The organism is Bradyrhizobium sp. SUTN9-2, from assembly GCF_003122645.1.
GTDB classification, from domain to species: Bacteria; Pseudomonadota; Alphaproteobacteria; order Rhizobiales; family Xanthobacteraceae; genus Bradyrhizobium; species Bradyrhizobium yuanmingense.
This window is the reverse complement of the sequence record NZ_LAXE01000001.1, coordinates 4899228-4925371: the sequence shown is the minus strand read 5'-3', so window position 1 is coordinate 4925371 and position 26144 is coordinate 4899228. Positions and strand designations below refer to the sequence as shown.

At 65.9% G+C, this 26144-nt stretch carries 16 protein-coding genes; 8 read left to right on the top strand and 8 right to left on the bottom strand.

Annotated features, from left to right (window positions below; all coding sequences use genetic code 11):
* Positions 1-61: 61 nt before the first annotated feature.
* From XF30_RS22770 to XF30_RS22760, 3 genes are all read right to left on the bottom strand, one after another.
* Positions 62-937, bottom strand: coding sequence for a DUF1236 domain-containing protein (locus XF30_RS22770; protein ID WP_109143915.1), 876 nt, complete (start codon positions 935-937; stop codon positions 62-64).
* A 209-nt stretch (positions 938-1146) separates the two neighbouring features.
* The gene (locus XF30_RS22765) at positions 1147-1914 is read right to left on the bottom strand and encodes a DsbA family protein (protein WP_036000050.1); all 768 of its coding nucleotides are present in this window, start codon (positions 1912-1914) and stop codon (positions 1147-1149) included.
* Positions 1915-2011: 97 nt separating this feature from the next.
* Positions 2012-3412 (bottom strand): M48 family metalloprotease, encoded by a 1401-nt coding sequence (locus XF30_RS22760; RefSeq protein WP_036022887.1) that lies wholly within the window; start codon positions 3410-3412, stop codon positions 2012-2014.
* 205 nt (positions 3413-3617) lie between these two features.
* Here XF30_RS22760 and XF30_RS22755 point away from each other — a divergent pair, with 205 nt between their 5' ends.
* Both XF30_RS22755 and XF30_RS22750 read left to right on the top strand, forming a co-directional pair.
* Entirely contained in the window at positions 3618-4805 is a 1188-nt protein-coding gene (locus XF30_RS22755) for a pyridoxal phosphate-dependent aminotransferase (RefSeq protein WP_109143914.1), read from the top strand.
* Positions 4806-4897: 92 nt separating this feature from the next.
* The gene (locus XF30_RS22750; protein ID WP_109143913.1) at positions 4898-5455 is read left to right on the top strand and encodes a biotin transporter BioY; all 558 of its coding nucleotides are present in this window, start codon (positions 4898-4900) and stop codon (positions 5453-5455) included.
* A 10-nt stretch (positions 5456-5465) separates the two neighbouring features.
* Here XF30_RS22750 and XF30_RS22745 read toward each other — a convergent pair whose 3' ends face one another.
* Positions 5466-6698 carry an NAD(P)/FAD-dependent oxidoreductase gene (locus tag XF30_RS22745; RefSeq protein ID WP_109143912.1) on the bottom strand — a complete coding sequence of 411 codons (1233 nt, stop codon included), beginning with the start codon at positions 6696-6698 and terminating at the stop codon, positions 5466-5468.
* 66 nt (positions 6699-6764) lie between these two features.
* Positions 6765-9872: an Rne/Rng family ribonuclease gene (locus tag XF30_RS22740; protein ID WP_109143911.1), complete on the bottom strand. Its 3108-nt coding sequence runs from the start codon at positions 9870-9872 to the stop codon at positions 6765-6767.
* Between the two features lie 705 nt (positions 9873-10577).
* Here XF30_RS22740 and XF30_RS22735 point away from each other — a divergent pair.
* The 5 genes from XF30_RS22735 to XF30_RS22715 all read left to right on the top strand — a co-directional run bounded on the left by XF30_RS22735 (position 10578) and on the right by XF30_RS22715 (position 17843).
* Positions 10578-11873, top strand: a complete 1296-nt coding sequence (locus XF30_RS22735; protein WP_109143910.1) for an N-acetylmuramoyl-L-alanine amidase — start codon at positions 10578-10580, stop codon at positions 11871-11873.
* A gap of 227 nt (positions 11874-12100) precedes the next feature.
* Positions 12101-14602 (top strand): penicillin-binding protein 1A, encoded by a 2502-nt coding sequence (locus XF30_RS22730; RefSeq protein WP_109143909.1) that lies wholly within the window; start codon positions 12101-12103, stop codon positions 14600-14602.
* 107 nt (positions 14603-14709) lie between these two features.
* A protein-coding gene (gene prfB / locus XF30_RS22725; protein ID WP_109143908.1) for a peptide chain release factor 2 occupies positions 14710-15841 on the top strand; the annotation gives its coding sequence in 2 pieces (ribosomal slippage) (positions 14710-14778 and positions 14780-15841; 1131 coding nt in all).
* A gap of 2 nt (positions 15842-15843) precedes the next feature.
* Positions 15844-16725, top strand: a complete 882-nt coding sequence (locus tag XF30_RS22720; RefSeq protein WP_109143907.1) for an NAD(P)-dependent oxidoreductase — start codon at positions 15844-15846, stop codon at positions 16723-16725.
* A 134-nt stretch (positions 16726-16859) separates the two neighbouring features.
* A complete protein-coding gene (locus tag XF30_RS22715; protein ID WP_109143906.1) occupies positions 16860-17843 on the top strand; it encodes a DMT family transporter in 984 nt (327 codons plus the stop codon).
* Here XF30_RS22715 and XF30_RS22710 read toward each other — a convergent pair.
* Together XF30_RS22710 and XF30_RS22705 are read right to left on the bottom strand one after the other, a co-directional pair.
* A complete protein-coding gene (locus XF30_RS22710) occupies positions 17830-19185 on the bottom strand; it encodes a M23 family metallopeptidase (protein ID WP_192893223.1) in 1356 nt (451 codons plus the stop codon). The genes XF30_RS22715 and XF30_RS22710 overlap by 14 nt on opposite strands.
* Positions 19186-19296: 111 nt before the next feature.
* Entirely contained in the window at positions 19297-19998 is a 702-nt protein-coding gene (locus XF30_RS22705) for a peroxiredoxin (RefSeq protein WP_109143905.1), read from the bottom strand.
* Positions 19999-20193: 195 nt separating this feature from the next.
* Between XF30_RS22705 and XF30_RS22700 the strand changes: the two genes are divergently transcribed.
* Positions 20194-24000, top strand: a complete 3807-nt coding sequence (locus XF30_RS22700; protein WP_192893222.1) for a YhdP family protein — start codon at positions 20194-20196, stop codon at positions 23998-24000.
* Positions 24001-24152: 152 nt separating this feature from the next.
* Here the strand turns inward: XF30_RS22700 and XF30_RS22695 are convergent, their stop codons facing one another.
* Positions 24153-25847, bottom strand: a complete 1695-nt coding sequence (locus tag XF30_RS22695) for a methyl-accepting chemotaxis protein (RefSeq protein ID WP_036022904.1) — start codon at positions 25845-25847, stop codon at positions 24153-24155.
* Between the last annotated feature and the right edge of the window lie 297 nt (positions 25848-26144).

Here is a 26144-nt window from a genome sequence, read left to right as displayed (position 1 = left end):
TGCCGGGCGCATGCAAAGGGGCGGGCATCGCTGCCCGCCCCTGAGATTGCCCGTGTCCGCCTTAGACGTTCAGCACAGCCACGATCTCGTAGGTGTCCGGATCGATGATGACGATCTCTTCCCGGACCAGGACATACTTGTAGCTCCGCCATTCCGGATAGATCGACACGACCCGAGACGGCAGGGCGTGAAGGGTGATGCCCTCCCGCGGAATGCGGGTGCCGACCGAGATCGAGAAGTTCACGTTGGTCACCGGAGCCACGCGCTGCTCGCGGATCACGGACGTGATCTGCGTGCGCTGCTCAGTCGAAAGCTTGGCAGCGGCGCCGGCCTGGCCGACCGTGGTCGAGCTCTGGCCCTGCGCGTTCTGGGTCGAGCTGGTGCCAGTCTGACCCTGCACGTTCTGGTTGGTGCTGGTGCCGGTCTGGCCCTGAGCATTCTGGTTGGTGCTCGTGCCGGTGCCCTGTCGGGTCTCGGTGGTCGAGGTGCCGCTCTTGCTGCCCTCAGCCTTCATGTCCTTCTGGTCCTTAGCACCGGACTTGCTGGTGTCCTGGCTCATGCTCTTGGACTTGTCCTGCTGGGACTTGTCCATCTGGCCCTGCGCGCGATCATCGGTGCGCTGGCCCTTGGTGGTACCAGACTTGTCCTCGGCCGCGTTCTTGTTCATCGCGCCGCCCGAGGAGCGCTCGTCCTTCATCGCGCCGGACTTGTCTTCGGACTTCATCGTCCCGGAGCCGCCGGCCTGGCCAACGGTCCCCTTGTCCTGGCTCATCGAGCCACCGCGCTCAGCCGCGCCGCCGGAAGGCTGCGAATGCTGCATCTGCGCGCCACCGGCGCCGCCGCCGCTATCGCGGCCCATGTTGCCTTGCGCGTTCGCGAGGCCAGTGCCCGCGACGAGCGCGACTGCGGCAACCGAAATCATAAAGCGGTTCAACATCGAAATTCTCCTCACGTGTTCATTCGCGTCATTGCCCGCGCCGACAACGAAAGGGGATTTGAGTTGTTCCGGAACTTCGACTGTTCCGCGGCTTTTGTTTGTTGAACGCCAGATGAATGACTTTGCACGAAGGCGCCAACGTTCAGCGCAAGAAAAAAGGCCGGCATGTCTGCCGGCCTTTTTGTGTTCTCGCTATCGTAAAACTGTGATCAGCAGGTCGCCTTGCCGCAACGGGCAATGCCGATCTTCTCCTTCAGGCTTTCAACACCGACGGCACCGATCACGATCTGCTTGCCGATCACGTAGCTCGGCGTACCGTTCATGCCCATCGCTTCGGCAAGCTTGAAATTCTCCTCGAGGGTGGCGCGCACCTCGGGGCTGGCGATGTCCTTCTCGATGCGAGCCGTGTCGAGACCGGCTTCCTTGGCGGCTTGCATCGCGCGGGCCTTGTCGGCGGCGCCGCGGCCGCTGAGCAGTTTCTGATGGAAGTCGAGATATTTCTTGCCGGAGGGATCCTGCATGCGCACGGCGACCCCGACCTGCGCCGCTTCCACCGAGCCCTGGCTCAGCACCGGAAATTCCTTCAGCACCACCTTCAGCTTCGGATCGCCCTTCATGATGGTCAGCATGTCGTCCATCGCGCGCTTGCAATAGCCGCAATTGTAGTCGAAGAACTCGACGAAGGTGACGTCGCCGTCCCTGTTGCCGAGCACGACCTGGCGTGGCGAGTTGAAGATCGCCTCGGCGTTCTGCGCGATGCTGGCTTGGTGCTTCTGCGTTTCGGCCGCGGCCTGGCGCTTGCTGAGCTCGGCCATGGCCTCCTCGAGCACCTCGGGATGGCTGACGAGATAGTTCTTGATGATCTTCTCGATCTCGGTGCGCTGGCTGTCGGAGAAACTGTCGGCCGAGGCGGGCACGGCTGCGCCGAACATGGCGAGCGCGAACAAGGCAGGAGCGAACAGGCGCAGCGAAGGCATAGTCAAATCCTCTTATCCAAAGCAGGTTTCGAGAAACGTCCCGGCGGATTCAAGCCCGGTGTCGTGACGTCGTGGTCGGGCGTCGTTCGAGTTTGCGTCAGTTGCGCGGCGGCTTCGCCGCCACGATGTCGTCGGCCTTGACCCATCCGGGGGTGCCGACGGCGAAACGTGTTTTCGCGCGCGTGGCAAGCTCGCGGGCGGTTTTGTTGTCGCCGCGCAAATATGCGGCCTGGGCCGAGGCGAGATCTGCCTCCGCATAATCTCCCTTCCGGCCATAGGCCATCGCGAGCTGGGTATAACCGAGCGCCGCCTCGGGCTCCCGGGCCACCGCGGCGCGGAGAATCCGAACGGCATCGTCGGTGTAGGCCTTATTATCGGTTCCGACCAGAGCCTGCCCAAGTAACATCTCGATGAGGGGGGCGTTGTTCGAGAGGGCGACGGCCTTACGCAAGGGAGCGATCGCTTCGGCCGCCTTGCCGCTTTCCAGGAGCGCCTGGCCGCGCACCTCGTAGAAATACGGGTTGTTCGGCTGCACCTGGATCAGCGCGTCGATCTGGGCGAGCGCGCTGCGCAGATCACCGTGCAGATAGGTGCTGATGGCGCGGGCATAGCGCGCCGGCAGGCTGTCGTTGGTCTGGGGATAGCGGCGGTACACCGTCTCCGGCCGCTCCATGAAGGCGGAGATCTTGGCGCGGACCATGTCATGCCGAAGCTGGAGCGCGGGATCGTCCTTCTTGTTCCAGTAGGGGCTGGAGCTTGCGAACTCCTGTAGTGCGGCGACGCGCTCGGCCGGCATCGGATGCGACTGCAGATAGGGATCGGCGCCGCGCGCGGCGAACAGGCTCTCGCTGGTGAAGCGCTTGAACGTCTCGTACATGCCCTTGGGCGATTGCTGGGTCGCAGCCAGGAATTTCACGCCGGCGCGGTCGGCATTCTCCTCCTGCTGGCGCTGGTAGGACAGCAGCGTGCGGCGGATCACCTCCTGCGGAGCGGCGATGGCGGCCGCGCCAGCATTGGCGAGCCCGTTGTTGCCTACGCTGCTGCGCTGCGTGCTGCCGGCCGCAATCGCGCCGGCGCCGAGCAGCATCGCGATGATCATCTGGGTCTGGGCGGCGGCGAGCTGCTCGCGCAGCTTGGACAGATGGCCGCCCGCCAGGTGTCCGGTCTCGTGCGCGAGCACGCCGATGATCTGGTTCGGCGTCTCCGATTGCAGGATCGCGCCCCAATTGACGAAGATGCGGCGGCCATCCGCGACGAAGGCGTTGAACGAGCCGTCGTTGATGATCACCATCTGGATGTTGTGCTTCTCCAGACCCGCAACGCGCAGGATCGGACGCGTGTATTCGCGCAGCAGCTGCTCGGTCTCGGTGTCGCGCAGGACCGGCGGCCCCTTGGCCTGCGCGCGCGCGGCCGAGAACGGCGTCAGCGCGATCGCCGTGGCCGTGACGAGGGCGGTGAGGGCGGAGGCCTTCTTGCGCAATGCGATCTGGAGCGACATCAAGCGGTCTTGGTCAAAAGGGGCTCGGTCAAGTGGTCTTGGTCAAGCAGTTCAGTGATTGGTTTTGGCGATTGGCGGCGGACCGGATACGGGATATGCCCTTGTGAGCGGTGCCCTTATGAGCCGTACAATGCGGCCAGTCTGGGGCACAAGCGCCCCGTTTACGGACCGGACGGACCGGTTCGCCAGCCAATAGCAGAAATCGATGCACGACGCGACATTGAGGAACCGGTTGGGGCAGTGGCTCGAGCCCTCCCGCCGCAGCGATGTTCCCCCGTTCATGGTGATGGATGTCATGGCCGCGGCGGCCCGAATCGAGGCCGCCGGCGGTCATGTGATCCACATGGAGGTCGGCCAGCCCGCGGCCGGCGCGCCCAGGACCGCGATCGCGGCCGCCCATGCGGCGCTCGAGGCTGGACGAATCGACTATACGTCCGCGCTCGGCATCCCTTCCTTGCGCGCGCGCATCGCGCGCCATTATCGCGACACCTATGGCTGCGATGTCAGCCCCGAGCGGATCGTGGTGACGACGGGCTCGTCCGGCGGCTTCATCTTGGCCTTTCTGTCGATGTTCGAACCTGGCGATCGTGTCGCCGTGACGGTGCCGGGCTATCCGCCGTATCGACACATCCTGACCGCGCTCGGCTGCGAGCCGGTGCTGATCGAGACCACGAACGAAACGCGTCACGCGCTCACCGGCGAGGCCCTGCTCGCAGCGCATCGCAAGGCGCCGCTGAAGGGTGTTCTGGTCGGCAGCCCCGCCAATCCGACGGGCACGATGATGTCCCGTGAAGCGCTCGCCGGCCTGATCGCGGCCGCAGAAGACGCCGGCATCCGCTTCATCTCCGATGAGATCTATCACGGGCTCGATTACGCGTTTCCGGCCGTGACAGCGGCTGCGCTGTCCGAGCACGCGCTCGTGATCAATTCGTTCTCGAAGTATTTTTGTATGACCGGTTGGCGCGTCGGCTGGATGGTGGTGCCCGAGATCCTTGTGCGGCCGATCGAGCGGCTGCAGCAGAACCTCTCGATCTCGGTGCCCGCGCTGTCGCAGATCGCGGCGGAGGCCGCCTTCGACGGCACGGCCGAGATGGAGGCGATCAAGCACGGCTACCAGGAAAACCGGCGCGTCCTGATCGATGGTTTGCCCAAGGCGGGACTGACGAAATTCCTGCCGGCCGACGGCGCCTTCTATCTCTATGCAGACGTCTCGGACTTCACCGCCGACAGTTTCGAATTCGCAAAGCAGATGCTGGAGCAGGCGCGCGTGGCGGCAACGCCCGGCCTTGATTTCGATCCCATCCATGGCCGCTCGTTCATTCGTTTCTCCTATGCGCGCTCGCCAGGGGAGATGCGTGAGGCAGTTGACCGGATTGCTGAGTGGCTTAAATAACTGCGCCAGTTTTCTTCAGCCTTCCGGAGTTCAGCTTGTCAGACCGTTCCGTCCCGTCCGCCGCTGCGCCACATTCCTCTCTCGCCGCTTTGATGTGGCCGACGCGGCCGGGCGAATCCGTCGGCGCGCTGCGTGCCGTCGTGCTGGTCGCGCTCGGCACGGCGTTGATGGCGCTGTCGGCCAAGGTGAATCTGCCGCTGCCTTACGTGCCCATGACGTTGCAGACGTTGGTGGTGCTGATGATCGGCGCCGCCTATGGCTGGCGCCTCGGCAGCGCGACCATGATCGCTTACCTCGCCGAGGGCGCGATCGGGCTTCCGGTGTTCGCCGGCCCCGTGGGTGGGATCGCGCCGCTGGTCGGCCCGACCGCGGGCTATCTGTTCGGTTTCGTGCTGGCTGCGTTCGCGACCGGTTGGCTCGCCGAGCGCGGCTGGGATCGCAGCGTCGTGCTGCTGTTTGCGGCGATGGCTGTTGGCCACATCGTCATTCTCGCGACCGGATTCGGCTGGCTGGCATTCGGCCTTGGTCTCGGCGCCGCCAAGGCCTGGCAGGTCGGCATCGTGCCTTTCATCGCGGCCTCGCTGGTCAAGAATGCGCTCGGCGCGACCCTGATGCCGGCGGCGCGCCGGATTGTCGAGCGTCGCGGATAGGATGCGCTCGCTAAAATCGCTCGGGCCGGTACGGCGTGGGATCGACCGCGGGCGTTTCGCCGCTCATCATTTCCGCGAGCAGGCGCCCGGTCGCAGGTCCCAGCGTAAAACCCTGGTGGCCATGGCCGAAATTCATCCAGAGGCCGGGGTGGCGCGGGGCGGGGCCGAGCACCGGCAGCATGTCGGGCGTGCAGGGCCGCGTGCCGAACCACGGATCCGGCTCGACCCGTTTGCCGAGGTCGATCAGCTCGCGCGCCGAGGCTTCGGCGCTGGCGAGCTGCACTGGTGTTGCGAGTGCGTCCGCGCCGGTCAATTCGGCGCCGGTGGTGATGCGGATTCCCCTGACCATCGGCCCCATGGCGTAGCCACGGGCCTTGTCGACCAGCGGCAGGTCGAGCGAAGCGCCGCCGCTGTAATGCATGTGGTAGCCGCGCTTGCGCACCAGCGGGATGCGATAGCCGAATTTGTACAATAAATCAGGCGACCACGGCCCGAGCGTCACGACGGCGTGGGCAGCGTCGATGCGGCCCTGATCGGTGTCCACCGACCAGCCAGTCGCGGTCTGTCGCAGCGACTGCGCATCACCGAGCACGATCCTGCCGCCGAGGCGCGCGAACAACTCGGCATAGGCCGTGACCAGCGCGCCGGGATCGGACACGGTCCAGGTGTCGAGCCAGTGGATCGCTCCCGGGAGATCGTCGCGCAGGATCGGCTCGGCCCTGGCAAGCTCGCTGCCCGACAGCACGCGGTAGTTCACGCCAAATTCGCGCTGATCTTCCTCGGCAGCCTTGACCGAGAGATCCAACGAAGCGGCATCGCGAAACAGCGCTCGGTAGCCGGCGCGGCGGATGAGATTGTCGGCATGCGCCTCGCGGATCAGGATGTCGTGCTCGGCCGTTGCGTAGGCGATCAGCTGTGCCCACGCCTCGATCGCCTCGCGATGTCGCTTCGGCGCCGAATGCCACCAATAGCGGAGCAGGGGCTCGATGTGGAGATGCAGCGAGGAGAGGCTGTAGCGCACGTCATTGGTGCGGCCGGTCGCGATCTTCAAAAGCGAAGCGAGGTCGCGCGGCATCGGATAGGGGCGTACCGCTTCGGCCTGGATCATCCCCGCGTTGCCGTAGCTGGTCTCGCGGCCCGGCTCCCTGCGATCGATCAGCGTCACCCACCAGCCGCGCCGCTGCAGATGCAGCGCGGCGCCGACGCCCACCATGCCGCCGCCGAGAATGATCGCGCTTTGCATCGCAACTGACCTCATCAAATCAAAACCGCCCGGTTGGGCCGGGCGGTTTCAATTCCATTTGTCCCTTTACTCGCCGCCGCCGAAACGGCGTGACCACCAGCCGGCACGACGTGGGGCGGCCGGGGTTTCGCTTGCCGCCTCCGGCGCGGGCTCAGGTGCCGGCGCGGGTGCAGCAACCGGCTCGGTCGCCTCCGCCGCCGGCGTTGCGGGCTCCGCCTGGCTGTTCGCCAGGAAGCTCACCTTTTCGCGCACGGTGGAGCGGCGCCGCGCGGCCCTGTCGCCGGCTGACTCTTCGTCCGGCGTTGCGGTCGTCGCGGCGGGAGCGGGCTCCGGCTGGGCCGGCGCCTCGGTTCGGATCTCGGCGTGCGGCTCAGGCTCCGCAAATTGCGGCTCGCCGGTCGGCTCGGCCTGCGCGATCGAAGGCGAAGCCTGGCTGCCGAGGCCGTCGAAATCGGCCACTGCATCGGCAGCTTCCGGCGGCGCGTTGGTGCCGAGCTCGTCGCTGATGGAGCCGGCAAGACCTTCCTCGCCGCCACCGCGACGGCGGCGACCGCCGCGGCGGCCACGCCGACGCCGGCGATCACCGCTGCCCTGCTGTTCGCCACGGGCGGCCTGTTCCTCGCCTTCCTCACCGTCCTGCTCGGACTCGGTCTCCTCCTCGCTTTCGCCGGCGATCATCGCGGGCTCAGGCACGGTCGGCGCCGTATCCTCGCGCAACTCTCCTTCGCGCTGGCCGCCGCGGCCGCGCCGGCGGCGCCGGCGCTTGCGGCGCTGGCCGTCCTGCTCCGAGGCTGCCTCGCCGCCAGCCTGCTCGTCGGCAAGGCCTTCGGTCTCGTCGGTTTCGACCTCGGATTCCGTCTCCAGGTCGAAGACGTCCTCGTCGTCATAGGCCTCTTCGGCCGGTGGCGGCGGGCTCGCAGCGGCTTGCGCAACGAGCAGCGCCTTGGCGGCTTCGAGCGTATGCACCTGCTCGCCGCGGTCGATCACATAGGCCTGCGGACCGCTGACGCCGGGATCGGCGATCACCGACAGCGTGACCTTGAAGCCGTTCTCGAGATCGCGCAGATGGCCGCGCTTGTGGTTCAGCACATAAAGCGCGACGTCGGTGCGGGTGCGGACGACGAGATTGTGGGTTGCGCCCTTCATCAGGATCTCTTCGAGGCCGCGCAGGAGCTGTAGCGCCACCGAGGACACCGAGCGGACGTGGCCGGTGCCGCCGCAATGCGGGCACGGATCGGTCGAGGATTCCAGCACGCTGGCGCGGATGCGCTGGCGCGACATCTCGAGCAGGCCGAAATGCGAGATGCGGCCGACCTGGATGCGCGCGCGATCCTGCCTGAGGCAATCGGACAGCTTGCGCTCGACCGCGCGGTTGTTGCGCTTCTCGTCCATGTCGATGAAATCGATGACGATCAGGCCGGCGAGGTCGCGTAGGCGGAGCTGGCGGGCGACCTCTTCAGCCGCTTCCATGTTGGTCTTGAGCGCGGTGTCCTCGATATGGTGCTCGCGCGTCGATCGTCCCGAGTTGACATCGATCGAGACCAGCGCCTCGGTCTGGTTGATGACGATGTAGCCGCCGGAGCGCAGCTGCACGGTCGGCGAGAACATCGCATCGAGCTGGCTCTCGACGCCCATGCGCGAGAACAGCGGCTGGCCGTCGCGATATTGCTTCACCGCGCCAACATTGGCGGGCATCAGCATCTTCATGAAGTCGCGGGCCTCGCGGTGGCCGGCTTCGCCGGCGACCAGGATCTCGTCGATCTCCTTGTTGTAGAGGTCGCGCAGCGAGCGCTTGATCAGCGAGCCTTCCTCGTAGACGAGGGTCGGGGCCTGCGATTTCAGCGTGAGGTCGCGCACCGTCTCCCACATCCGGATCAGATATTCGAAGTCGCGCTTGATCTCGGGCTTGGTCCGGGCGGCGCCCGCGGTACGCAGGATGATGCCCATGCCCTCGGGCACGTCGAGGTCCTGCACCACTTCCTTCAGGCGCGAGCGGTCCTGCGCGCTGGTGATCTTGCGGCTAATGCCGCCGCCGCGTGCGGTGTTCGGCATCAGGACGGCGTAGCGGCCGGCGAGCGAGAGGTAGGTCGTCAGCGCCGCGCCCTTGTTGCCGCGCTCTTCCTTGACGACCTGAACCAGCATCACCTGGCGGCGCTTGATGACTTCCTGGATCTTGTACTGGCGGCGCGGGCGGAAGGTGCGCTCCGGCACTTCCTCGAGCACGTCGTCGCCGCCGACGGATTCGACGACTTCCTCTTCGGCATCCTCGCCGTCCTCGTCCTCGTCGTCCTCCTCGGCTGCTTCCCCGGCGTCCGCATGCGGGGCTTCCGTGCTTTCGCCGGCGGTGTAGATGGCCTCGGCCGGCTCGGCGGCCGATGTCACGGCTTCGGCCAGAGGCTCCGCCTGCGCTTCCGCGGCATGAGCTTCTGGAGCGGGAACGTCGAAGGTTGACGCCGGCTGCGGCTCGGCAGCGGTTTCGACCGCGGGCTCGGCGCCGACCGCCGCGACAGGCGCGGGCGTCTCGTCGGCGTGATCATGATCGTGATGATCGCGTTCGTCCTCGCGGCCGTGGGCATCATCGTGAGCGTGATCGTGCTCGTCATCGCGGGCATGACGATGTTCGTCATGATCATGGTCACCATGATCGGGATCGTGGCCTTCGTGCTCGCCATGATGCTCCGTATCGGCGTGCGGATGCTCGCCCTCGGCATGCTCGGGCAGCGCGGCGCCTTCGACCGGCTGAGCGGCGGGATCGGCGCCGGCTTCGAGACCTTCGACGATGTCGCTGCGCACGCGCTCGCCATGACCGCGGCGGCGGGCGTTGCGGTGCCGCGAGCGGCGACGGCCGTGCGAGCGGTTCTCGCTTTCTTCCTCGGCCTCGCGATGGGCCTGTTCCTCGGCCTCGATCAGCGCCTGCCGGTCGGCGACCGGGATCTGGTAATAGTCGGGATGGATTTCGCTGAAGGCGAGAAAGCCGTGGCGATTGCCGCCATATTCGACGAAAGCAGCCTGGAGCGAGGGTTCGACCCTTGTGACCTTGGCGAGGTAAATATTCCCGCGCAGTTGCTTGCGTTGCGCGGTCTCGAAATCAAACTCTTCGACACGATTGCCGCGGACCACGACGACCCGGGTCTCCTCCGGGTGGGTGGCATCGATCAACATCTTGTTGGGCATGTCTTAACTCTTGGCGGCGGCGGACGCGATAAGCCGTGGGCGCGTATCGCGCCGGCGGGTGACGCGACGGTCCACCTGATTCGGGGGTGAGGGGAAGGCCGAAACGCCGTCTCTCGCGCCTTGCCGAACCGGAAGCTTCAGGACCATTGCGACGCACGGAATTGTCACTCCGCAGCGTCGCGAATGCTCCTTCAGATTTCGTCGGCACAGTCTGGCGCATCAAGCGTCGGCCCGTATGAAACACTGGGCGGCGAGGCCGCCCTTCAATCAGTTGCTGCTGGCCAGGCACGGCGCGAGCGCGCTCGCCTTGGGGATCACGAACCGCCCCCTTGGGGTCAAGGGACCGGGTAATGGGTTACGCCGCTGTCAGAACCGTCCCGGCAACATGAGTGGTAGCCCGAGACCGTCCGCCGCCGGGGCTTGACCCGCTCCACCTCGCTGCCGCGCACCGCGCTGGTCATAGAGGGAAGTGGAAAACGCTGGAATTCTCAAACCTTGAGAGTTCCGGCGCTGCACCGGGAGGCTGAATGCGACACAACCGGAAATATCGGCCGTCAGCATTCCGTACATACGAGGAATGAGCCATCCGTGCAAGGGAGCGTCGCACGGCGGTCACAGTCGGCGAGTTTCGCGTTTCCGTCATTAAGGATCGATTAACCCTGTGGTTCTATTGCGTTAAGAGAGCTGCTCGGAGGCACGGAATCGGTGGCGAGCCGCACAAATCGACGGATTTTGCTGGGGGGCGTGTTGCTATGCACTGCGGCATTGCCCTGTGCCGATTCCGCGCGCCTGATCGCCGCCGAGAGCCGGCTGCAACCTGCTGCCGTTGCGGCGAATTTTCCGGTCGCCTCGGCCGCCCGCCTGGCCGGCGACGGCAAGCAGACCCGCTTCATCCTCGACCTCGACCAGACCGTCACCTTCCGCGCCGTCACGCTGGGCGACCCCTACCGCGTGGTGGTGGACGTGCCGCAGGTCAATTTTCAGCTGCCCGCCGGAACCGGAAACGGGGGGCGGGGGCTGGTCAAGGCCTTCCGCTACGGGCTCGTCATGCCCGGCGGCTCGCGAATCGTGTTCGACCTGACCGGACCGGCGAAGATCGCCAAATCCTACGTGCTGGAGGCGGCCAACGGCCAACCGGTCCGGCTCGTGCTCGAGCTGGAGGAGGTCGAGCGCACCGCCTTCGTGTCGTCACGTGCCCCCGAGAACCGTCCCGAGCTGCGGCCCGCAATCGCTGAAGCGCCGCCTGCCACGGCTCCCAGTGCCGCGGCCCCCGATGGCGCGCAGCAGAAGGCCGATACTCGACCGGTGGTGGTGATCGATCCCGGCCACGGCGGCATCGACAACGGGACGCAGTCGAGCGGCGAGAGCGAGAAAAACCTGGTGCTGGCCTTTGGCCTGGCGCTCCGCGACAAGCTGGAAAAAGCCGGCAAGTACCGCGTGGTCATGACGCGGGACGACGACACCTTCGTTCCGCTCAATGACCGCACCAAGATCGCCCGCAATCTCAAGGCGGCCTTGTTCGTCTCGATCCACGCCGATGCGCTGCCGCGGGCGGAAGGGGATGCGCAGGGCGCGACCATCTATACGCTCTCCGACAAGGCGTCCGACGCCGAGGCCCAGCGGCTGGCGGATGCGGAGAACCGCGCCGATGCGATCGCCGGCTTCAACCTCGCGGAGGAGCCGACCGACGTCGCCGACATCCTGATCGACCTCACACAGCGCGAAACCCGCACCTTTTCAAACCGTTTCGCCCGCCATTTGATGAGCGAAATGAAGCAGACGGTGCGGATGCACAAGCATCCCCTGAAGTCCGCCGGCTTCCGGGTTCTGAAGGCGCCCGACGTGCCATCAGTGCTGGTCGAGATCGGCTACGTCTCCAACAAGGGCGATCTCGAGCAGCTGGTCTCCGAGGGCTGGCGCTCCCGCGCCGTGGGCTCGATGGCCCAGGCGATCGACGGATTTTTGACCAAGCGGATGGCCACGGCGGGGACGTCGAACTGAGCCGGTTTGTTCCTCCCGGCCCGAAGGCCCTAGTTTGGCCACAGCGGACGCTTTATAGAAACCGGTAGAGGGTTCCGGAATCGGCGAGAACCTGTTCGGCAAGCGTCTTAAGTCCGGCCTCGATGTGATTGCGTAAGCCGGTGAATTCGCGGCGTGAGGTTGGTACCGTTTTGTGTGCCAAAGGGCTGATACTGGGCTGATCCAGAGTTTGAACGGATAAACAGATAATGCGCTTGCTGGTGCGGTTCATGGGCTTCCTGTTCGCCGCGGGAACAGTGGTGTTCCTTGTTGGCGTCGGGGCCGTGGCAGGCCTGATCTGGCATTTCTCGAAGGACTTGCCGGACTACTCTCAGCTTCAGGATTACGAGCCGCCGGTGATGACGCGTGTGCACGCGGTCGACGGTTCGCTGGTCGGCGAATACGCCAAGGAGCGGCGGCTGTATCTGCCGATCCAGGCGGTGCCGAAGCTCGTGATCAACGCGTTCCTCGCGGCCGAGGACAAGAATTTCTACGAGCATGGCGGCATCGACTACACCGGCATGGCGCGCGCAGGCCTGCTCTATCTGCAGAATTACGGCTCCAACCGCCGTCCGCAGGGTGCGTCCACGATCACGCAGCAGGTCGCCAAGAACTTCCTGCTCACCAACGAGGTCTCCTTCTCACGCAAGATCAAGGAAGCCTTGCTGGCGATGCGCATCGAGAAGACCTATTCGAAGGACAAAATCCTCGAACTGTATCTCAACGAGATCTATCTCGGCCTCGGCGCCTACGGCATCGCGGCGGCCTCGCTGGTCTATTTCGACAAGTCGGTGAACGAGCTGACGGTGGCGGAAGTGTCCTATCTGGCGGCGCTGCCGAAGATGCCGGCGACGCTGCATCCGGTCCGCAACCGCGACCGCGCCATCGAGCGCCGCAATTACGTGATCGACCGTCTCGTGGAAAACGGTTGGATCAAGCAGGCCGACGCCGACAAGTCGCGCAAGGAGCCGCTCGCCGTCACCAGCCGTTCCAACGGCGCCCACACCTTTGCCGGCGAATATTTCGCCGAGGAAGTCCGCCGCGACATTTTCGAGCGCTACGGCGAGAAGAAGCTCTACGAGGGTGGCCTGTCGGTTCGCACCACGCTCGATCCGAAGATTCAGGTCATGGCGCGCAAGGCCATGGTCGCCGGCCTCGTGAATTATGACGAGCAGCAGGGTTATCGCGGCGCCATCAGCAAGCTCGACATCTCGGGCGACTGGGGCGTGAAGCTCGCCGAGATCAAGTCGCTGTCCGACATCTCGCCTTGGCGCATGGCGGTAGTGCTGGAGACCAGCGATCAGTCGGCACGGATCGGCTTTCAGCCTGGCCGCGAGCTCGGCGGCGCGGTGAGCAAGCAGCGCGAGACCGGCATCGTGACGGTCGACGGCGTGCGCTGGGCGCGGGCGCTGCAGGGCGGCACGAGAGGCAAGACGCCGACAGCGGTGTCGCAGGTGCTCCAGCCCGGCGACGTCATCTATGCCGATCCCCTCTACAAGGACGGCCACCCCGTCGAGGGCCAGTACCGGCTTCGCCAGATTCCGGAAGTCTCCGGCGCGATGGTGGCGATGGATCCCTGGACCGGCCGCGTGCTCGCGATGGTCGGCGGTTTCTCGTTCGACCAGAGCCAGTTCAATCGCGCCACGCAGGCCTACCGGCAGCCCGGTTCGTCGTTCAAGCCGATCGTCTATTCGGCCGCGCTCGACAACGGCTACACGCCCTCGACCGTCGTGCTCGACGCGCCCATCGAGATCGACCAGGGGCAGGGCGCCGGCGTGTGGCGGCCTGAAAACTTCTCCTCGGGCAAGTTCCAGGGACCGGTGACGCTGCGCAATGCGCTGCGGCAATCGCTCAACACCGTGACGGTGCGCCTCGCGCAGGACATCGGCATGCCCCTGATCGGCGAATATTCCCGCCGCTTCGGCGTCTATGACGAACTGCCGAACTATCTCTCCTACGCGCTCGGCGCCGGCGAGACCACGGCGATGCGCATGGTCACGGCGTACTCGATGCTCGCCAATGGCGGCCGCCGCGTGAAGCCGACGCTGATCGACCGCATCCAGGACCGTTACGGCCGCACCATCTTCAAGCACGACCAGCGCGAATGCCGCGGCTGCGACGCGCCGGGCGGCTGGAAGAACCAGCCCGAGCCGCAGCTGATCGACCGCCGCGAGCAGGTGCTGGATTCCATGACCGCCTATCAGATCACCGAGCTGATGGAGGGTGTGGTGCAGTCCGGTACGGCCACGGTGATCAAGGAGGTCGGCAAGCCCGTCGCCGGCAAGACCGGCACCACCAACGAGGCCAAGGACGCCTGGTTCGTCGGCTTCTCGCCGGACATCGCAGTCGCAGTTTACATGGGCTACGACAAGCCTCGTCCGCTCGGTAAGGGCAATGCCGCGACCGGCGGTCATCTCGCTGCTCCGATCGTGCGTGACTTCCTCAAGCTCGCGCTCGCCGACAAGCCCGCGGTCCCGTTCAAGGTGCCCGCCGGCATCAAGCTCGTTCGCGTCGTCGCCAAGACCGGCATGCGCGCCGGCCCCGGCGAGACCGGCGGAACCATCCTCGAAGCCTTCAAGCCCGGCACGGCGCCGCCGGACAATTATTCGGTCATCGGCGTTGCCGACGCCGACGGGCGCGGCATGCCGGTGCAGCAGCAGCAGCCGGATTCCGGCTTCCTCTTCCGGCCGGGCACTGGCGGGTTGTGGTAGGCCGCGGATAAGGCCGGCGATCACGGTTTGGGCGGTTGCGCTTTGCAGCCGCCGCCGCTACATCCCCTCTCGAACTGCACGCGGGATTCCGCAAGACAGAGAACAACATGCGCGCCGAAATCGAACGGTTGGTAGAAGAGATCAAGCAGTCAGTCGGGCTGCTGAGGAGGCATCTTTGACGTCGAGAAATCGACGGCGCGCCTCGCTGAGCTGAACAAGCTCGCAGAAGATCCCAATCTCTGGAACGACCCTCAGAAAGCCCAGAAGCTGATGCAGGAGCGCACCTCGCTTGACGATGCGCTCTCAGGCATCGGCAAGGTCGAGCAGGAGCTCGAAGACGACATCGGCATGATCGAGCTCGGCGAGGCCGAGGGCGATGACGGCGTCGTCGCCGAAGCCGAAGCTGCGCTGAAGAACCTCAAGAAGGAAGTGGCGCGGCGCGAGCTCGAGGCACTGCTCTCGGGCGAAGCCGACCGCTTCGATTCCTATCTCGAAGTCCATGCCGGCGCCGGCGGCACCGAGAGCCAGGACTGGGCGCAGATGCTCCTGCGCATGTACACGCGCTGGGCCGAAACCCACGGCTTCAAGGTCGAGTATCTCGAAGAGTCCGAGGGCGAAGAGGCCGGCATCAAGTCGGCGACCATCCAGGTCTCCGGTCACAACGCCTACGGCTGGCTGAAGACTGAAGCCGGCGTGCATCGGCTGGTGCGCATCTCGCCATTCGATTCCAACGCGCGGCGGCACACCTCGTTCTCGAGCGTGCAGGTGTTCCCCGTCATCGACGACAGCATCAAGATCGACATCAAGGAATCCGACGTCCGCGTCGACACGATGCGATCGGGCGGTGCCGGCGGCCAGCACGTCAACAAGACCGAATCCGCGGTGCGCCTGACGCATATCCCGACCGGCGTCGCCGTGGTCTGCCAGGCCGGCCGCTCCCAGCACAAGAACCGGGCGCAGGCCTGGGACATGCTGCGCGCGCGTCTGTACGAGATCGAGCTGAAGAAGCGCGAGGAGAAAGCCGCCGCCGACCAGGCCGCCAAGACCGATATCGGCTGGGGCCACCAGATCCGCTCCTACGTGCTGCAGCCCTATCAGATGGTGAAGGATTTGCGCACGGGCGTGCAGACTTCCGACACATCGGGCGTGCTCAATGGCGAGCTCGACGAGTTCATGGCCGCGACCTTGGCGCAGCGCGCCTTCGGCACCACCGCCGGCGACGTCGAGGACGTGGACTAGCCATGTCCCGAATCGCCTTCATCGGGCTTGGGCGGATGGGCCATGGCATGGCCGGCCGCTATCTCGATGCCGGCTTCACGGTAACGATCTGGAATCGCAGCAAGGCAAAGGCCGAGGACCTGATCGCGCGCGGCGCGATTTGGGCGACCTCGCCGGAGGATGCCGCGATCGATGCCGACGCGGTCGTGACCATGGTCGCCGACGACGAGGCCTCGCGCGCGGTCTGGCTCGGGCCTGACGGCGCCGCCAAGACGGCGAAGGCCGGCACCATCGCGATCGAATGCTCCACCGTCTCCTATGACCATTCGCGTGAGATGGGCCGCGAGCTCAACGCGCGCGGGCTGATCTATATCGACTGCCCGGTGACGGGATTGCCGGACGCGGCGGCGGCCGGGAAGTTGACGCTCTTGGTTGGCGCCGACGCGGCCGATCTCGAGCGCGCGCGGCCCTATCTGACGCCGATCGGCTCGACCATCCGCCATTTCGGCGCGGTCGGCTCCGGCACGGTCTACAAGCTGATCAACAATCTCATGGGCGCGATCCAGATCGCCGGCCTCGCCGAGGGCCTTGCGATTGCCGAGCAGGCCGGGCTCGACATGAACCTGGTGCTGGAATCGATCCAGGCAGGCGTCGCGGCAAGCCCGCAGGTAGCGCGTCACTCCAAGCGCATGGTCGCCCGCGATTTCAGCGGCGCGACCTTCACCGCAGCGCTGCGGCACAAGGATGCCGCCTACGCCGTGAAGCTCGCCGAGAGCCTGCTCGCGGGCAAGCCGCTGGTCGCGCGCGCCGCGGTCGAGGCGTACGCGCAGGCGAAAGCGGTGATGCCGGACGATGATGAAGGCAGGATGATCGAGCTGGTGTCGCGGCCGAAGAAGCCATCCTAGTCAAACCGCGCTAACCGGTGCCCCTCAGTCACTCCATTCGCGCCGAGCATCGGTTTGTAAACCGGGACCTCGTCAGAAATCGGGTGGCGACATTGATCGCACCGTTCTAGGCCATGGGGCTGAGGTAAGACCCCATGCCCGACAATGACCACCGGATCGATGCACGCGACTGGTCGTTGCTCGCTCTGCTCTCGATCCTCTGGGGCGGCTCGTTCTTCTTCAACGGCGCAGCCTTGCGGGAATTGCCGCCGCTCACACTGGTGTTTTTGCGCGTCGCGCTCGGCGCTGCAATGCTGCTGCCGCTGCTGCGCGCACATGGCATCGGCTTTCCCAGGAGCTGGACGGGCTGGGCGCCGTTCATTGCGATCGGGCTGCTCAACAACGTCGTCCCGTTTTCGCTGATCGCGATCGGCCAAACTTTCATTCCGAGTGGGCTGGCCTCGATCCTGAACGCGACCACGCCGATGTTCACGGTGGCCGTGATGATTGCAGCGGGCCAGGAGGCCTTGCAGATGCGCCGCCTGGCCGGGGTGGCGTTGGGCTTTGTCGGCGTGATCCTGCTGCGCGGATGGGGCTTCGAGACCAGGCCGGGACAGGGGCTCGGCATTCTGCTCTGCCTCGGCGGGGCACTGAGCTACGGCTTTGCGGCGCTGGCTGCGCGGCGCTTGCTGAAGGACGCAGCGCCGCTGGGGACGGCGACGTTTCAATTGATGTCATCCACGGTGATGATAGCGGTCGTCGCCGGCGTCGTGGAGCAGCCTTGGCAGTTACCGATGCCGAGCCTCACGACCTGGCTCGCCGTGCTCGGCCTCGCCGCGCTGTCGACGGCGCTCGCCTACATCGTCTTCTTCCAGATCGTGCGGCGCTCGGGTGCGAGCAACGTGATGCTGGTGACGCTGCTCATTCCCGTCACCGCCATCCTGCTGGGCTGGCTGGTGCTGGATGAGCCGATCTCCGGCCGCGAGATCGCCGGCTCGATCGTCATCGCCAGCGCGCTGCTGGTGATTGATGGGCGTGCATTCAGCTTACTGCGCAAGCTCTCGGCCGCCAGTCGTTGCTCTGGCTCTCGGGAAGTTCTGCGCGGCAAAACTGAAAAGCGCGGACCTAACCCGCGCTGAGCCGCACGCCGGCGCGCAGGAATTTCTGCGGATCGACCGCTTCGCCTTCGATGCGGGTCTCATAGTGCAAATGCGGACCGGTGGAGCGGCCGGTCGAGCCGACGAGGCCGATGACCTGGCCGATCTTCACGACTTCGCCGACCCTGACGTTGATCTCGGAGAGATGGCCGTAGCGGGTCGAAAGCCCGTTGCCGTGGTCGACCTCGACCATGCGGCCGTAGCCGCCGGACCATCCGGCGGAAACCACCTTGCCGTAGGCGGTGACGCGGACGGGATCACCGCTGGCGGCGCGGAAATCAAGGCCGGTGTGCATCGCGGGCCGACCCAGGAAAGGATCGCTGCGCACGCCAAAGCCCGAGGTGAACTCGACCTCGCCGATGACGGGCTTGCGATACGGCACCAACGCCAGCGTGCGGTTGAGACGGTCCATCTCGGCGCGCGTGGTGTGGATGCGGTGGAGCTGCTTCTCGAACGGTCCGGCATTCGCCGTCAGCTTGACCGGGACAAACGGTCCGCCCATCGCACTGCGCGGCACGGCGGCTTCGAGATGGGCAAGGTTCAGGCCGAGGTCGCTGACCACGCTGCGCATCCGGCGCATGCGCGAATCCATGCTTTCCTCGACCGCGTTGAGCGTCGCCATCTGGCGCCGCTCGACCTGATCAAGCGAGGTCGTGAGCCGGACCAGCACATTGTCGAAACCGCGGTTCTTGGCGAACTGGCTGGTCGGTGTTGCCGCAACGCTCGGCGCGCGCGATTCGAGGCGCGCTTCGCGATCCGGTGGCGCCACGAAGATCACGGTGTCGCTGATGGGCGACGGTTTTGGCGTGGTCGGGCTTGCATCGCTGCGCTGCGGAGCGGCGCGGGGAATCGAGCCGGTCACGTCGGGCATGGCGCCGAGCGCCGTGGCCCGGGACTCGAGCGCCGTCTGGCGCTTCATGATCTGGTCGAGCTTTTGGTCGAACTGCTCCTGGTCGAGCAATTGACGGCTGGTGGTGCGATCGATCTTGGCGCGCAGCTCGGCGATGCGGTCCTCATAGGCGTATTGCATCTCGGCCTGGCGGGCGATCAGCCGGGTCAGGACGTCGTCACGGAACGCGAAATAGGTGGCGGTGGCGGCCGACCACAGCCCGAGCAGCACCACGGTGCCGACCACGATCCAGAACACCACGGGTCCGAAGCGGACCTGCTTGCCGGCATGCACGATGGTGTAGGCATCGTCGGTGGCGGGCAGGGGAATCGCGGTCACCGCCGCCGGGGCACCCAGAGGGCGCCGGAAGGCGCGTCCGTGATCGTGAGGATGATGTTGGGGGTACTGCGAGTATTGGGCAGAACTTTTCGACATCGGCACTCCCGCGCCGGTCGGATGGGTTCCTTGCGGCTCAATTGCCGCCGCAATCTGGGCCGCGCATGGTTAATTTTCCGCAAATGGGAACGCGCGAATTTAAAGGATTGGTTAAAGGCTCCTTGCCGCCTCCAGCACTTCGTCGGCATGGCCATCGACCCGGACATTGCGCCAGATCCGCGCCACTTTACCGTCAGTCCCGACCAGCACCGTGGTGCGAAGGATCCCAAGGAAGCTCTTGCCATACATGGACTTTTCGCCCCAGGCCCCATAAGCCTCCAGCATCTCATGCGTCTCGTCCGAGATGAGGGGGACGCCGAGCTTGTGCTTGTCGCGAAACTTCTCCTGGGCCCTTAACGGATCGGCGGAGATGCCGAGCACGGCGGTGCCGGCGGCCGCGAAGGCGCCCGCCAGGCGCGTAAAGTCGATCGCCTCCCGCGTGCAGCCGGGGGTGTCGGCGCGGGGGTAGAAGAACAGGACGAGCTTTCGGCCGGCGTAGTCGGCGAGCGTGACCACGTCGCCGCCATCGCGCGGCAGGCGGAAGGCCGGGGCCTTTTGGCCCTCGGCCAAGCCGGACTTCAAGCCCAACTTGGCGGCAGCCGGAGAGGAGGCGGATTTGGAGGATTTTAACTGTTTCGATGCGGCCTTATGTGATCCTGCTTTTGCTATGGTTGCAGCTGATTTGCGTGCCGGTGTGCGCTGCGTTTTCGCGGATCTTGTTTGAGTCGATGCCCGCGTTTTTGCGGACTTCTTTGCAGCGGTCGGACTGCCGGAGGGCGTTTTGGACGATTTCTTTCGGGATTTCTTGGACATACGCCTTCCTTTCGACGCTTTCGGCAGGTCAACCGAAGCGGTATTGCAGCTCTTGTCCGGCGAGCCGGAATCGTGCCCTCGGCTGGGCAAGTCTGGCGACGCCGGAGTATGGTTACAAGGAATTCCACGCACCACCCCACTGCTCGTTGAACGCGCTCCCGGGGCGAAATGACGAACAGCAGGAATATTCGAGGTATGGCGGCAGTGCCGGCGCAGGGAGCATCACTTCCCGCGAACGGCTGCGGTCCCGGCGGCGCTCAGTCCTATGACGGGCGCCTGTATCGAGAGGCAATGGCAAGGAATACGTCGCCCCAGGACTACAACCGGGATTTTGATCGGCGCGGCGGCCAACTCGAGCCGCAGGAATGGGACGACGCCGACTGGGATCCGGATCAGGAAGCGGCTGCGCGCAATCGCGCACGCCGGTTGCTGGCGCGTTCCGGTTCGGGCTTTCTTCGCTTCGGTGGTGGATTTGGCGCGCTGCGCCGCTGGACGGGTGGGGGACGCTGGCTGAAGCGCCTGGCGGTGGCCGTCGCCACCGTCATCGTCATTTTCATTGGCTGTTTCGGTGCGCTGTGGTGGCGGCTCGGTGCCGGTCCCATCAGTCTGGACATCGCAACGCCGTGGCTCGCAGCCGCGATCGAGGACAATATCGGCCACGGCAACACCGTTGAGGTCGGCGGCACTCAGATCGAGCGGGCCGGCCGGGTCCGCGTCGCCGTCCGCATCCGAGACATCATCGTTCGCGACCGCGATCACGCCGTCGTCGCCAGCGCGCCGAAGGCCGAGGTGAGGCTGTCGGGTGCGGCCCTCCTGATGGGGCACCTGCGTGCCGAGAGTCTTAACCTGGTCGATGCCGAGCTCGCCATCCGCATTGCGCCCGATGGCACCGTCACCGTGTCCGCCGGCGACACCGCAAAGCCGCTCGCGACCGGTGTCGCGTCCAAGAAGGATGCGGGCCTGCCGCCGACATTCCCGCGCAGCGGTGTCCCCCCGCCGCCATTCGCGACCGCGCCTGCGAGCCCGGACGCATCGCAGGCTGCACCGCAGGCGACCGCGCAGAGCGGCATCCTTCAGGGCCTCGACTGGCTCGACAGCCTGAGCATGACTGGCCTCGACGGTCAGAACCTCAACGAGATCGGTCTGAAGAACGGCGTCCTGATCGTCGACGATCAGCAGCGCGGCAGCAAATGGTCGTTCGAGAACATCACGCTCAGCCTGCGCCGGCCGAGTCGCGGCGGCGTCGCGCTCAGCCTCGGCGAGCAGGGCGCGCGTCCGTGGCTGCTGCGCGCCACGATCGGACCGGCCGAGAACGGCGTGCGCTCGGTCGACATCAAGGCCGACAAGGTCTCGACCTCCAACATCCTGCTGGCGCTGCGGGTGAAGGACCTCACCTACACCGCCGACCTGCCGCTGACGGGCGAGCTCAAGGGCGAGCTCGGCCGCGACGGCGTGCCGACCTTCTTCCGCGGCAAGATCGCGGCCGGCGCCGGCAATATCATCGATACCGACACGCCCGACTACCCGATGGCAATCGACTCGGCCGAGATCAACGTCGAGTGGGATGCGAACCGGCGGGTGCTGGTCGCGCCGTTCAAGGTTCTCTCCGGCGCGAACCGCCTGACGCTGCTGGCCCATCTCGAGCCACCCAACGGCAACATCAACGACTGGCAGCTCGGCTTCAGCGGCGGGTCGATCCTGCTCGGCGGCATCGACAACGAGCCGCCGCTCGTCTTCAACCGCATTGCGATCGGCTTCCGCTTCGACGCCGACCACAAGCGCATCCTGCTGACACAGGCCGACGTCTCCAACGGCGAGATCGGCGTCGCCGGCACCGGCGCCCTCGACTATTCGGGCGAGCCGCGGCTCACCCTCGGTTTTGCGGGCACGCCGATGTCGGCCTCCGCCTTGAAGCGGATGTGGCCGACGCTGATCGTCCCCGAATTGCGTGAATGGGTGATAGAACGGATCGAGCGCGGCACGCTCCAGCGCATCGAGATCGGCGTCAACTCGCCGACCAGGAACCTGCCGCGCAAGGGTCCGCCCATTCCGGACGACGGCCTGTCGGTCAACATCGTGGCGAGCGGCGTTGCGGTCCGGCCCGTGGACGGCATGCCGGTGGTGCGCGATGCCGATCTGAAGGCGCGCGTGACCGGACGCACCGCGACCGTCAACATCGGGCAGGGCATTGCCGATACCCCCGCGGGCCGCAAGGTCACGATCTCCGATTTCGTCTTCGAGGTGCCCGACATGGCGCCGAAGCCGTCGCCGTCGCGGAGCAGATTCCGTGTGGAAGGGCCGGTGCCCGCGGCCGCTGAAATGCTCGCCAATGATCGGCTGAGCGACCTGTCGGCGACCGTCGTCGATCCCAACACCAGCAAGGGAACGTTCTCGGCGAACATCCAGCTCGGCATGCCGGTCAAGGGCGAGCTGACCAAGGCCGACACCACCTATGCCGTCACCGCCGATCTCAACGGTTTTGCCGCCGACAAGCTGGTGATGAACCAGAAGCTGGAAGCCAACAACCTCAAGATATCAGCCAACAACCAGGGCTACCAGGTCAAGGGCGACGTCAAGATCAACGGCCAGGCGGCCTCGCTCGATTATCGCAAGCCGGCCGAGGGCGACGCGGATGTCAGGCTGCAGGCGACGCTGGACGATGCCAGCCGCGCGCGGCTCGGCTTCGATCTCAGCCCCGCCGTCATCGGATCGTTGCCGATCAAGCTGTCGGGCAAGATCGCGAGCGGCGCGGATCAGACGACGAAGCTCGGCGTCGAGGCGGACCTGACCGCGGTCAGGCTCGACAACATCCTGCCTGGCTGGGTCAAGCTGCCGGGCAAGTCCGGCAAGGCCAGCTTCAAGGTGGTGCCGACGGCGCAATCGACGCGTTTCGAGGACATCGTCATCGAAGGCGGCGGCGCCTCGATCAAGGGCTCGCTCGAGCTCGACGCGAACAGCGATCTCGTGAACGCGAACTTCCCGACCTACGCGCCGTCCGACGGCGACAAGGCCTCGCTCAGGGTGGAGCGCAGCCAGGACGGTGTGCTGCGCGGCACCATGCGTGGCGACGTGTTCGACGGCCGCGGCTTCCTGAAGTCGGCGATCTCAGGCAATTCCAAGGACGACAAGAACAAGCTGAAGAACGTCGATTTCGACATCGACGTGAAGCTCGGTGCCGTCGCCGGCTTCAACGGCGAGGCCATGCGCAGCCTCGATGCCAAGATGTCGAAGCGCAATGGGGCTATCAAGGCGTTCACGCTGAGCGGCAAGATCGGCCGCGACACGCCTGTCGCTGCCGACCTGCGCGGCGGCCGTGCCCAGGGCAACCGCGAGGTGATCTACCTGCAGACCAACGACGCCGGCGCGCTGCTGCGCTTCACCGACACCTACACCAAGGCGGTCGGCGGCCAGATGGTGGTGGCGATGGAGCCGCCGTCTTCCGAGCCGAACGCCGCGCGCGAGGGCCTGATCAATGTTCGCGACTTCACCGTGAAGGGCGAGGCGCAGCTCGAACGCGTTGCCGCCGGCGCGCCGAACGGGACCGGGAATGGCGTGTCCTTCAGCGCACTTCGCGCCGAGTTCACGCGGCAGAACGGTGCGCTCACGGTCCGCGACGGCGTGGTCAAGGGGCCGATGATCGGTGCCACCATCGAAGGCTCGATCGATTATCCCGGCAACCAGGTTTGCATGAGCGGCACCTTCGTGCCGATGTACGGCGTCAACAACATCTTCGGCCAGATCCCGCTGTTCGGCATCTTCCTCGGTGGCGGCAACAATGAGGGGCTGATCGGCGTGACCTACGAGGTCGTCGGCACGCCAGCCGCGCCCGTGATGCGCGTCAATCCGATCTCGGCGATGGCGCCGGGCCTGTTCCGCAAGATCTTCGAGTTCAACACCGGCAAGCAGAACTCGCCGTTCGAGGAATTCCCCTCGCATTCGAACGACGGCTCGACCGGATCGACGCGCCAGCTGTCGAGCGGTTGCACCCTCGCGCGGCGGTAGGGGCGGGCCTTTTTCTCACGAAGAGTAGCAGACGATCGTCATGCCCGGGCTTGTCCCGGGCATCCACGTTCTTCCCTTCGCAGTGTCTGAAAACGTGGATGGCCGGGACAAGCCCGGCCATGACGGAAGTGGAGATATTCGCGCGTGAAGGCTTACGCCGCGCGCACGCCCTTCAGGAACGTTCCGACTTCGCCGGAGAGCTGCTCGGCCTGCTTGGAGAGGTTGCTGGCTGCTGCGAGCACCATGCCGGCAGCGTTGCCGGTCTCGTTGGCTGCGGTGGACACGCCGCCGATATTGGTGGTGACCTCCTTGGTCGCCTCCGCGGTCTGCGAGACGCTGCGGGCGATCTCGGCGGTGGCGGCGCCTTGCTCCTCGATGGCCGCGCCGATCGAGGTGGCGATGCGGCTGACCTCCTCGATGGTGGCGGTGATGCCGCCGATCGCATCGACAGCTTCCTTGGTGGCGCCCTGGATTTGGGCGATCTTGTCGCCGATCTCGCGGGTGGCTTCCGCGGTCTGGCTCGCCAGCGACTTCACCTCGGAAGCGACCACGGCAAAGCCGCGGCCGGCTTCGCCGGCGCGGGCGGCCTCGATGGTGGCGTTGAGCGCGAGCAGGTTGGTCTGCGCCGCGATGTTGGAGATCAGCTCGGCGACATGCTCGATCTGCTGGGCGCCGTCCGAGAGTGCGCGCACGATGGTGTCGGTGCGGCGGGCGCTGTCCACCGCACGTCCCGTGACCTCGGCCGATTGCGCGACCTGGCGGCTGATCTCGGTGATGGAGGAGGAGAGCTCCTCGGCGGCGGAGGCGACGGTCTGGACGCGCTGGCTGGCCTCATTGGCGGCCGAGCCGACCACGGCGGCGCGGCGATTGGTGCCTTCGGCGGTCGACGACATCGACTTGGCCGTGGTCTCCAATTCACCGGAGCCGGAGGCCATCAGGCCGACGAGCTGGCCGACGGAGGCATCGAAGCGGTCGGCAAGGGCGATCAGGGCCTCGCGCTTCTCCTGCTCGCTGCGGGCCTTGGCCGCGACCTGCTCGGCCTCCAGCGTGCGGGCCGTGAGCGCGGTCTGCCTGAGAATTTCGAGCGTCTCGGCCATGCGGCCGATCTCGTCGCCGCGGTCGGTCTCCTCGACCGGCTTGTCGATGGCGCCTTCGGAAATCGCCTGCATGCGGTTCTTCTGACGGTCGAGCGCGCCGAGCACGTCGCGGGCGATCAGCCAGGACAGCGCCGCCATCAGCAGCATCAGGCCGATGCCGATGGCGCCAAGCTCCAGCGTCAAGGCGCGCACATCGGCGTCGATGTCGTCGACATAGAGGCCGTAGCTGATGATGACGTTCCAGGGCGCGAACTTGCGCGCGAACACGGTCTTGCGGACCGGCTCGGTCTGGCCGGGACGGGGGTAGAGATAGGAGGTGACGCCGCCCTGCGCAGTCTCGCTGCCGGCCTTGATGATGGCGTCGGCAATCAGCACGCCGTTTGAATCCTTGGCGCCGGTGATCTTGCCTTCGAGCTGCTGGTTGGCGCCGTTCACGACCAGGGAGCCGTCCGGATTGTAAACCACCGGATAGCCCTGATTGCCGTTGAAGTTCATGCGGCGGCCGCGCTGGTGGAACAGGCTCTTGGCCTCGGCCGGCGTCAGCTTGCCGGCGGTCACTTCGTCCTGGAGCGCTTGGGCGTAGTTGTAGAGGAGTTCGACGGCGGTCCGCATCTGCTCGACGCGGTCCTCCATCATCCGGCTCTTGCTGAGCACGGCCGATACGCCGATGATGGCTGTGATCGTGAGAGCCGCGAGGCAGACCATGCTGGCAAGCTTGGTGCGGATCTTCAAATGACTCAGCAGTTTCATCACAGCCCCTACGGAATGGTTGTTATTGCTCGCACCGGTAGCATGAAGTTCTTACCAATCATGAATGGAGGCATGCGGCGGCCTGCTGCGCGGACAGCGTTTGCAGGCGCGTGCGCAATCGTGCAAGGCAAATCGGCTGGTTGGCTCGCTCTAGAGCCGGTCTGGGGGAGAGAATCGATGTTGGAATTCGGTAGCTAAAGAGCCCGCTGGAGCCGCAATGAATCGATTCGTTCATCGCGCCATCATGTCTCTGCTGCTCGTTGCGGCGCTCGTCCTGATCTGGAACGTGCTGGGGAC

What these genes read in the sequence shown, in the direction of transcription:
- XF30_RS22770 (WP_109143915.1), bottom strand. Translation starts at nt 937, where the DNA reads ATGTTGAACCGCTTTATGATTTCGGTTGCCGCAGTCGCGCTCGTCGCG.
- XF30_RS22765 (WP_036000050.1), bottom strand. Translation starts at nt 1,914, where the DNA reads ATGCCTTCGCTGCGCCTGTTCGCTCCTGCCTTGTTCGCGCTCGCCATG.
- XF30_RS22760 (WP_036022887.1), bottom strand. Translation starts at nt 3,412, where the DNA reads ATGTCGCTCCAGATCGCATTGCGCAAGAAGGCCTCCGCCCTCACCGCC.
- XF30_RS22755 (WP_109143914.1), top strand. Translation starts at nt 3,618, where the DNA reads ATGCACGACGCGACATTGAGGAACCGGTTGGGGCAGTGGCTCGAGCCC.
- XF30_RS22750 (WP_109143913.1), top strand. Translation starts at nt 4,898, where the DNA reads ATGTGGCCGACGCGGCCGGGCGAATCCGTCGGCGCGCTGCGTGCCGTC.
- XF30_RS22745 (WP_109143912.1), bottom strand. Translation starts at nt 6,698, where the DNA reads ATGCAAAGCGCGATCATTCTCGGCGGCGGCATGGTGGGCGTCGGCGCC.
- XF30_RS22740 (WP_109143911.1), bottom strand. Translation starts at nt 9,872, where the DNA reads ATGCCCAACAAGATGTTGATCGATGCCACCCACCCGGAGGAGACCCGG.
- XF30_RS22730 (WP_109143909.1), top strand. Translation starts at nt 12,101, where the DNA reads ATGCGCTTGCTGGTGCGGTTCATGGGCTTCCTGTTCGCCGCGGGAACA.
- XF30_RS22720 (WP_109143907.1), top strand. Translation starts at nt 15,844, where the DNA reads ATGTCCCGAATCGCCTTCATCGGGCTTGGGCGGATGGGCCATGGCATG.
- XF30_RS22715 (WP_109143906.1), top strand. Translation starts at nt 16,860, where the DNA reads ATGCCCGACAATGACCACCGGATCGATGCACGCGACTGGTCGTTGCTC.
- XF30_RS22710 (WP_192893223.1), bottom strand. Translation starts at nt 19,185, where the DNA reads ATGTCGAAAAGTTCTGCCCAATACTCGCAGTACCCCCAACATCATCCT.
- XF30_RS22705 (WP_109143905.1), bottom strand. Translation starts at nt 19,998, where the DNA reads ATGTCCAAGAAATCCCGAAAGAAATCGTCCAAAACGCCCTCCGGCAGT.
- XF30_RS22700 (WP_192893222.1), top strand. Translation starts at nt 20,194, where the DNA reads ATGGCGGCAGTGCCGGCGCAGGGAGCATCACTTCCCGCGAACGGCTGC.
- XF30_RS22695 (WP_036022904.1), bottom strand. Translation starts at nt 25,847, where the DNA reads ATGAAACTGCTGAGTCATTTGAAGATCCGCACCAAGCTTGCCAGCATG.